This window comes from Pseudomonas sp. GQ91 (assembly GCF_059758795.1).
In genome coordinates this window covers 539,870-548,269 of sequence record NZ_JCAXED010000001.1, presented here as the reverse complement: position 1 = coordinate 548,269, position 8,400 = coordinate 539,870, and the positions used below count along the sequence as shown (strand labels likewise).

9 protein-coding genes, 1 tRNA gene and 2 pseudogenes are annotated in these 8,400 nt (G+C 56.8%); 9 read left to right on the top strand and 3 right to left on the bottom strand.

Going from position 1 to position 8,400, the window contains the following annotated elements; all coding sequences use genetic code 11:
- Together AC6CIA_RS02165 and AC6CIA_RS02160 are read left to right on the top strand one after the other, a co-directional pair.
- Window positions 1-118 (top strand): annotated as a pseudogene (locus AC6CIA_RS02165) (L-arabinose ABC transporter permease AraH); the annotation flags it as partial.
- 224 nt (window positions 119-342) lie between these two features.
- A tRNA-Leu gene (locus AC6CIA_RS02160) sits at window positions 343-429 on the top strand.
- Between the two features lie 80 nt (window positions 430-509).
- Here AC6CIA_RS02160 and AC6CIA_RS02155 read toward each other — a convergent pair.
- A pseudogene (locus AC6CIA_RS02155) lies at window positions 510-998 on the bottom strand (tyrosine-type recombinase/integrase); the annotation flags it as partial.
- Window positions 982-1,257 (bottom strand): hypothetical protein, encoded by a 276-nt coding sequence (locus AC6CIA_RS02150; RefSeq protein WP_498310412.1) that lies wholly within the window; start codon window positions 1,255-1,257, stop codon window positions 982-984. The pseudogene AC6CIA_RS02155 and the gene AC6CIA_RS02150, both read right to left, overlap by 17 nt.
- Before the next feature lie 186 nt (window positions 1,258-1,443).
- Here AC6CIA_RS02150 and AC6CIA_RS02145 point away from each other — a divergent pair, with 186 nt between their 5' ends.
- From AC6CIA_RS02145 to AC6CIA_RS02135, 3 genes are all read left to right on the top strand, one after another.
- Complete coding sequence (locus AC6CIA_RS02145; RefSeq protein WP_498310411.1) at window positions 1,444-2,355, top strand: bifunctional GNAT family N-acetyltransferase/nucleoside diphosphate kinase regulator; 912 nt, start codon at window positions 1,444-1,446, stop codon at window positions 2,353-2,355.
- A gap of 767 nt (window positions 2,356-3,122) precedes the next feature.
- Window positions 3,123-3,320, top strand: a complete 198-nt coding sequence (locus AC6CIA_RS02140) for a hypothetical protein (RefSeq protein WP_339532996.1) — start codon at window positions 3,123-3,125, stop codon at window positions 3,318-3,320.
- Window positions 3,321-3,499: 179 nt separating this feature from the next.
- A complete protein-coding gene (locus AC6CIA_RS02135; RefSeq protein WP_339532995.1) occupies window positions 3,500-4,249 on the top strand; it encodes a hypothetical protein in 750 nt (249 codons plus the stop codon).
- Window positions 4,250-4,338: 89 nt separating this feature from the next.
- Here AC6CIA_RS02135 and AC6CIA_RS02130 read toward each other — a convergent pair whose 3' ends face one another.
- Entirely contained in the window at window positions 4,339-5,325 is a 987-nt protein-coding gene (locus AC6CIA_RS02130; RefSeq protein ID WP_498310410.1) for a DMT family transporter, read from the bottom strand.
- Between the two features lie 92 nt (window positions 5,326-5,417).
- Between AC6CIA_RS02130 and AC6CIA_RS02125 the strand changes: the two genes are divergently transcribed.
- From AC6CIA_RS02125 to AC6CIA_RS02110, 4 genes are all read left to right on the top strand, one after another.
- Window positions 5,418-6,347: a LysR substrate-binding domain-containing protein gene (locus tag AC6CIA_RS02125; RefSeq protein ID WP_498310409.1), complete on the top strand. Its 930-nt coding sequence runs from the start codon at window positions 5,418-5,420 to the stop codon at window positions 6,345-6,347.
- Window positions 6,348-6,459: 112 nt separating this feature from the next.
- Complete coding sequence (locus AC6CIA_RS02120; protein WP_498310408.1) at window positions 6,460-6,978, top strand: DUF1993 domain-containing protein; 519 nt, start codon at window positions 6,460-6,462, stop codon at window positions 6,976-6,978.
- 224 nt (window positions 6,979-7,202) lie between these two features.
- Window positions 7,203-7,394, top strand: a complete 192-nt coding sequence (locus AC6CIA_RS02115) for a DUF2188 domain-containing protein (RefSeq protein WP_498310407.1) — start codon at window positions 7,203-7,205, stop codon at window positions 7,392-7,394.
- A gap of 320 nt (window positions 7,395-7,714) precedes the next feature.
- Window positions 7,715-8,350, top strand: a complete 636-nt coding sequence (locus tag AC6CIA_RS02110; protein WP_498310406.1) for a LysE family translocator — start codon at window positions 7,715-7,717, stop codon at window positions 8,348-8,350.
- Window positions 8,351-8,400 lie beyond the last annotated feature (50 nt).

Here is an 8,400-nt window from a genome sequence, read left to right as displayed (position 1 = left end):
CCTGGCAATCATCGAGAACGCGATGAACCTGAAGAACATCGACACGTTCTACCAGTATGTGATTCGCGGTTCGATCCTGCTGCTGGCGGTGGTGATCGATCGGATGAAACAACGTTGATGGGACCGTGCTGAAACCAGGCGCCTTGGACTTGGTCCGGGCTGCCTGGAATGCGTAGATCACTGATCTGTTGAATTTTTTTCTGCATCGAAGCCTTTGAATAATCTGAAAAAGACCGCTCGCCAACTTGCGCCGAGAGGACTGGATCTATATATTCCCTAGCCTGCTGCAACGCTCAAGGGGGCAGATCCACAAAACCTCCTGGGCCGCTTCACCGCGCTACCGCCCGAATGGCGAAACTGGTAGACGCATGGGACTTAAAATCCCCCGCCTGTAAGGGCGTCCCGGTTCGATTCCGGGTTCGGGCACCAATTAAAACAAGGGCTTGCTTGATTTATTAGGCGAGTCCTTTTTTATTTCCGCTCCGCAATTTCATATCTTGCTCCGCAACTCACTTGGTAGGCGTGACCTTTTTTCCTATCCGTTTACGGATGTAGTTTTCGGTCATCACCACTGTAGTGTGACCAAGTTGATCTCGCGCCTGCAGTATATCTCCGCTGGATTCCGCCTTGTCTGTTCAAGCTTTTGCGCGTAGATCGCGCATCTGAAAGTCTCCTTTCTCAACACCGGCCGCCTCCCGTGCTGCGTCAAATCTCTCTCGCAACATACTGGGGGGCATCGGTTGCCCATTGTCCATTACGATGAGGTTGCTGGACCTGATTTTGTGCTTTTCCTTCCTGGCTAATATCCGCTCTATCAGAACTTTTAGCTCCCCTACGATCTCTATTCGTCTCTTGGCTTTGGTTTTTCCTTGCTGCACTGCCAATCGATCTTCCCGAATATCACGTTCGTCCAACTTGAGCGTGTCCGTGACTCTCTGGCCGGTTAGATAGAACAGATCGAGCGCATTCTTTAGCGGCTGATCAGCGTGCTCGTATATCCCCGTTGCCGCCGACGGAAGCCCATAACCCTGCAAAAAAGTCGTTCGGGCTCGCCCAATAGTATTTGCCGTCTTCGACGTGCTGTCCGCCACCAGGGTGCTTGGCGATGCCCTCGGCCAGCGCCTGCTCTTCACTGATGTTCTGCAGCCGTTCGACGTGTACGTCGGCGATCTCCAGAAGAATGCGGCTGGCTGATGGAGCCGCTTGCGGCGAGCCTCTGGGTCGGATCAAGCGGCAGAACGGTGCAGCGCTGATCATTCTGACTGATAGTCGGCTTCATCGAGGCTTGAGCGCTTGACGGGTTCGGGTTCGGCAAAACGATGGTTTCCTCGAACTCTCCAGACTGTTCGGCATTACTCGCGTTATGTCTTAAAATAGCCGGTCGCCGAAAGAACCGTCATAGCCATGACGAGCTTTCATCCTTTACAAATAAATGTGGTGAAGATGAACACGCCTTTCATTTCGCTGTGCCCTGAAATTACTCGGGCGCACGCGCTGAAGCTAATGGATTGGTTGGAGGATGAGCGCGTCACCTGCTATCTGAGCGATTCGCGGCATGTCTCCCGCTCCATCGAGCAAGTCATCGATCGGACTCAATTACCGGTCCTGACCCATCTATTCAACCGGGGCGGCCGATTCTTCATGGCCTATGACCGGCATGACGCCCCGGTGGGCTTTGTTCGACTAATCAAGACCGGCGCAAATTGCGAGATAGTCCTGGTCATCGGAGACAGCGACAAATGGGGCCGAAACCTCGGCGCCCGCACGATCCGTGAAGGCATGAAACTGGCCTTCCTCGACATGCGAGCCGAGAAGCTCATCGCCAAGATCCACCCGGACAACGCGCGCTCGCTGAAAGCCTTTCTGCGCAGCGGCTTTCTGCTTGAGAGCGAAACACCCGCACTGAAGTCATTCTCCATGACGGCGGGGCGCTATCTCCAGTTCTTGCGCGAAGGTGCCGGTGGCGACTCCACGAGGATCTACATCACTGAAATCGACAAGGAAAGGCTCGAGAGTCTAATCGCGCTCGAGCAAGGCCCGGCCGTTGTTGAACTCGAACATGAGCTTGAGCGAGCCATTGTCGTCAAGCCGCAGCAGGTGGCGTGTAATGTCGTCACGATGAACTCCAGGGCTTTGCTGCAGCTGGACGACGAAGAGATCGAAGTGGCCTTGGTCTACCCTGAAGACGCGGACAGCAACGCAGGGAAGCATTCCGTGTATTCCGACATCGGCGCCGCCATCCTGGGCTATCAGGAGGGGGACACCATCGACTGGCGAGTTTCTGATCGGACCCGCCGGATCGAGATCAGGAAAGTGCTTTACCAGCCGGAGGCGGCGGGCGATTTCCACCTATAATTGCGCCTTTTGCTCGGTGTTCGTCCATCAGGAGCGAGGATCCCCCACAGGACGGGGCCTCGCTTTCCGTACCTGAACGGCCCGTTTGATGGTCAAGGGAAGGCCCGGAGCTCGGGAGCTGAATAGTGCGACGGTTTGAGAATAAATCGAACCGTGGGCTTTTCTCGCCTCTCCAATGTAGACGCCCCGTTAAAGCGTAATACCGTTCGGTTAAGCAAATAGCGTCCACTGTAGGAGCGAACTCGCGAAAAACGCCAACAATAACGCGTGTTTCCTGAATAAACGCGGCGCCTATGAGTTCTTCGCGAGCAAGGGCTAGGCGCCCCCCTCGCTCCTACAAAAACCTTAACTGAACGGCATTACCAGTCAGAGCGGGCATTGCGAGGTGTCTATGAACAACCACATGCATATGCAGGGCAACACCCCGATGGACTATCCACTTCCTGTGGCACCTGGGCCGCTGGATCCAGGGCGTCCGGATGTTCCGCCACGCCCAGAAGATGGCGTTGAGCAGGTGCCGGATCATGAGGGAGAGCGTCCTCTGGATGACGACGACACGGGTCTGGATCCTGGTCGCGTGAGGGAGGAGACGGACGAGGACAGAGAGCAAGATCCGCGCTGAAGGGGTAGAGCGTGAACGGAGACTGACGGAGCAGTACGCGTTTTTTTATGGGTGCCATTCGTCCAGTGTCTGGCACTCTCGCTGCGCCGCCGCCTCTCAAACGTAAGCGCGGATTTCCCGCGTGCCACATCGGAGAGTAGTCAACATGGAGATTAACGAGAACGCGCCGGGCAACCTGTCCCAGCAGGCCGTAACGCGTGGTACCGACAACGAAACTGGGCATGATCCGCAGCGCGACGAAAGTGAAGTTCCTCTGGCGCCAGACGACGAAGCGCCTCTTGAAGAAGATATGTCGGATGTGGATGCTGCCGATTCGGTGGCTAGCGAGCATCCTGACAACTGAATGTCGACGAGCCCGGCCTATGTGCCGGGCGCGTCGTATTACAAGTGCGCAACTGTATTGACGGGTACTCCTCTCAACAATCTGACCCTCGCCATCGCACTTTTTTTGATTTTTTCGCTCTATGTCTGTCCCGACCACGCTGATTCTCCGCGTGGACAGAAGAACCAGACTGGGTGCTGATGGAACGCACGTTACCTGTTTTTGTGACTTGCTGGATGCGTTGGCCGCTGATGTTGGCGGCAGTCTTGATGCTCTGTGCCAGCGGCTGCAGCCAGCAACAGGGGCGTGATATCGCCCGGCAGTTCAGTGATGGCAAGCCTGATGAGCTGTTTCAAACCAGTGTTGACCGGATGGCGACGCTGGGCATGCACGACAACCTGCAAAGCCTGTATTTGCTGATGAGTAAGCTCTATCTGCGTAATCCCAGCCAGTGGCGTCAATCGGGTTATCCAGATGCCGTGAGCGCTGCTCGGCAAGTCCGTCAGGCCATCGAGGAACGTCGGCCGTTACCCGCGCTTGGGGCGCGTCGCGATCTGGAGGCTCTGAGCTATTCCTTGAGTGCGGAATTTCACGGCGACCGGGTTGGGGCCTTTATCTATGCGATTGGCAGCATGCTCGTTACCGCGCACGGCGGGCGTACCGAATTTTATGTGACAGACTCGATCAATCCCCAGTTCGTCAGCAATGCTGCGCGCAATATTGAAAAAGCGACATGGCTGCTCAGCCAGCGTCAGGATGCCAACGGGGTATTGTTGTTGTTCTCCAACGAAATATCGGAGGAGGCCAGCAACCTCAGTTTTGCGGTTGAGTTCGGCAAGATAGTCGCGCGCCTCGACCTGTTGACCCAGATGCTCGACGAACGCTACCGGCGCGTTGCACTCAACTATGCGCAAAGCCTGTTGTTGATGAACTTCCTGCCCGTGCAGTAACGATCCGCGCGGATGACTGCGGGTCGTCATCTTTGGTGGGTTTCAACCGAGTTCCTTGAGTCAGCGCACCCATTCACCCGATCGTAAGGTCATGAGCAAAACGAGCGGGTATTACTTATCGTGTCGGGCGGGCTTGCGATTGACGTGAGGATGATACGGACCGCCATGACCACACCGACAAGAACCGTCGCGAGGCCTGAAGCTTCCAAAAGGCTTGGCAGTCGCTGATGGAATAACAAGCCAAGCACGCTGGCGAACAGCGATTCAAGGGCAATCAGTTGCCCGGAAAGCACCATGGGCAGGCGACGGGATGCCGCGTTCCAGGCCCAGGCCCCGATCAGCGAAGACATCACCGCGATCACAAAGCCCCAGAGGTACACCTGGCCGGCCAGGGAAATACTGAAGCCCAGGGACGGCAACTTGAGAAGATCGAGCGCATAAACAATAGGTAACAGGCACAAGGTGCCCAGACCGGCACCCGCCATCATGAGCCCTGTCCAGATACCCGTCGCATTGGCTGGGAGGTGCTTCAGGGCTTTTTGATTCAGCACGCTGAATGCTAGCCACAAGATCACCGCGCTGACCGAGAAAAACAGCCCTAACGGCCACGAACTCTTCCCCGCAAGGGGTTGATGGACACTGCTGATATTCGACAGCAGGAGCCCGACCGTCAAAAACGTCAGTGGTATCGTCAGTCTGCGCCATGGAAGGGTTTTTTGCGTGGCGTTGCTGAGCAGTGCCAGCAAGACCGGCACTATGCCGATAAACGCTGGGGTCAGCACCGGACCACCGAAAATAACCCCTGCGGCAATACAGGTGCTGTACCCGAGGTAGCCGATCACCCCCAGGCCCGCGGCGAGAAACCCCTGGCGACCAAGCAAGAGCTGGAACTGCGCACGACAAAGCAGCACCACGCTCACCCCCAGCGTCCCGGCGATCAGAAACCGGATCAGCATCAAGTCATAGATGCTGTACCCGCCCGTGACGTAGGGGGCGATGAAATTCAGTGCCCAGCTCAGGGTCGCGACCACGGCGAGGGAGACCCCGACAGTGATGTTTGAATGAATAGTCGTCATCGGGCGCATCCGCGAGGTATTCAGCTTATGTTGCACAGCCTGCGGGATATGCTACAAACGAGTTCTCGGCCTTGGATGCATAACGTCAGATTATGAATATGCTTGGAAAGTCATTGCCGCCGCTTGCCAGTTTGCTGCCCTTTGAAGCGGCCGCTCGACTGGAGAGCTTCTCGAAGGCTGCTGATGAGTTGCACATCACGCAGGCCGCAATCAGTCGTCAGATACGGGGGCTTGAAGATAACCTCGGGTTGAAGCTCTTTTACCGGCGCAACCGTGCCGTCTTCCTGACGCAGGAAGGGCGTGAACTGGGGCACGTGGTGAGTGCCGCGCTGCAAAGTATCAGCGCCAGTGCTGTCAACCTGCGTGAGTCACCGCGCAAAAACCGTGTCGTTCTGCTCTGCCAGTTGTGCGAGGCGTTTTACTGGCTGATGCCACGCCTGTCGACGTTTCATCAGCTACACCCGGAAATCGAGATCCAGGTCGCGACATCCACTCGCCCTCTGGCCGAGTTCGGTGACCATTTTGACGTGGCCTTGCAAAGCACCGGACGCCCCAGCGGGTCGCATGTTCTGGCGTTCACTGCCGCCGATGAAGTGTTTCCGGTATGCAGTCCCGATTACTTGAGCGCCCGACAGTCACTGGACATCAGCGATCTGCGCCTTCACACGCTTTTACACCACAGCGCCACGCCACCTCACTTGATGGAGTGGGATAGCTGGCTGCAGGCGTTTGGGCAGACATCGGAGGGTGATGCTCATCATTGTTTTTTTGACAGTTATCCTTTGATGCTTCAGGCCGCCGTGGAAGGGCATGGGATTGCTATGGGCTGGCGCCGAACGGCCGGAAAACTCATTGAAAATGGCGCGCTGGTGAGGCCTTGTGCGGAAAGTGTCCCGTTACCCGACGCTATATCGGTTTTCAGGCAGCAGGGCGGGGCGGCCCGAATCGAGGTGCAAGCATTGATCGGGTGGCTGGAAGAGCAGTTGCAGCGTGAATCCGATTTTTTCGGGCGGATGGAGTGATCAGCGAGAGTGTGGTCAGTTGCATTCCAGCGATATCAGGCAACGGAGTTGTACAGACGTCTCACATTTTTCACTTCATACCTCCCACTGATTGTCGATAAAGGAAACAGACATGTCGGTTTACTCAATTACCCTCCCGTGTTTCGCGCAGATGCTGCGATCTTTGTCCACTCTGTTATCCAAAGGCGAAGCGAGCGCCGCTGAGCGAGGCTACGACCCGCAGATCCTAATTGAGGCGCGGCTTGCGCCGGATATGCACAGTCTCGCCAAACAAGTGCAGTACGCCTGCACTCAGGCGCAGGAAGCGGTTCAGCGGCTTATACAGCAGCCGCTGCCTTCACTTGTGACCCCCGAAAATATGACGGCCGCTCAGGCGTTGATCGAGCAAACCCTGGTGGTGCTTGCTTCGGTGGACCCGGCTCAAGTAAATGAAGGGACGGAGCGCCAAATAAGCATTGAGTTACCGAATGGCATGACATTCGAGATGACCGGCTATGAATACGCGGTGAACTGGGCTGTCCCACAGTTTTACTTTCACCTCGTCACGGCCTACAACATCCTGCGTCATAACGGTGTGCCTCTTGGTAAAGCCGATTATGTACACCACATGTTCGCTTACCTGCGCCAATAAGGGGGGGGTAACGGTACGCGTCGGCCCGGGGCTTGAGTACTTCCAGCCAAGGAGTGGGCTCTCTACGGCCCTGGGAAAATTGATCAATGGCCCTCAATAGTCGCAAGAAGTGGCTGTGCCCCTTAACCCCTATCCGTGCGACGCTCGGTAGCTTTCTACCGCTTGTCCGGGTGTATGGTAAGTCAGGCAACTCCTCGATTATCTCTGGATGAAGAGAGGTGACTATGAGCGTTCCAATGTTGAACAAGATGCACCTTAACGGCTATGACATCGTCCGGGTCAATAGTGGCCCATGGCAGGTTTGTACGCGGGACGATCGGCTGGCGTCGTTTGGCTCCCGTGAACAGGCGTTGGCCTATGCCGCGGCCTTGCCAGGGTACAAGGCTCGCCCGAGGGCGGTATCAAACGATGATTGACCGCTAGGAACTGTCGAGTTTCAGCGAGGCTGAGAAGGCGGTGGATGAGTCAAGTTCCATTTGCCTGCCGTGTCCAGCCTCGCTGGAGCCACGGCGGCTTGGACATCGGGCCTATATCGCTGATGTCCGTCAGTAAGCCAAACTCCTGTGGGAGCGTCGCACCGCCGCTCCCACAGGTTCCGCTGCTTAACTGATCGGCATTAGCCTACATCGGCGTTTTCTTGTGTGGAGTTGAACTGGGGCTAGGCGTCGCTGGCGGTTTTGGTGGATCATTCGCCAACTGTTGGCTCCGACGAGGCCGCTCTTGCGGGGAAGCCCTGATGTCTCTTACTACATTATTTGTATTTATCACGATGAGCGCCGCGATTATCGCGATTCCGGGGCCAACGGTGCTATTGGCGTTGCAGAACGGATCACGTCACGGGTTGCGGGCGGCGGCCTGGGGCATGGGGGGCGCGGTGCTTGCCGATGCGCTGCTGGTCACGGCGGTGGCGTGCGGTCTCGGACTGTTACTTGCAGCCAGCGAGGGGTTGTTCCAGGTGCTGAAGTGGATCGGCTCGGCGTACCTGGTCTGGCTGGGCTGGCAACTGTTGCGCGCACCGCAAACGGCATTGCCAACAGTGGGCGAGGGGACCGACCCCGGCGCTCGTTCAGCGGGTATTTTCACCCGCAGCTTTCTGGTAGCGATCTCCAATCCCAAGGCCTTGCTGTTCATGTCGGCATTCCTGCCGCAGTTTGTCGACAGCACTCAACCCCAACTGCCGCAGTACGCCTGCCTGTTGCTGGCGCTGTGTGTACTGAACGTGACGACCATGATGTTTTATGCCGTGTGCGGGGCGCGTTTGTTAAGCCGCCTGCGGCCGGCACATTTGCAGCATTTCAATCAGGGCGCGGGCGGCCTGTTAATGACGATGGGGGTGCTGTTGGCGGCCTACCGTCGTGATCCGGTGTCTTGAAGGGGGCGAATGACTCGCCGGCGCAGAAGTTTTGCGGCCTATACAAATTA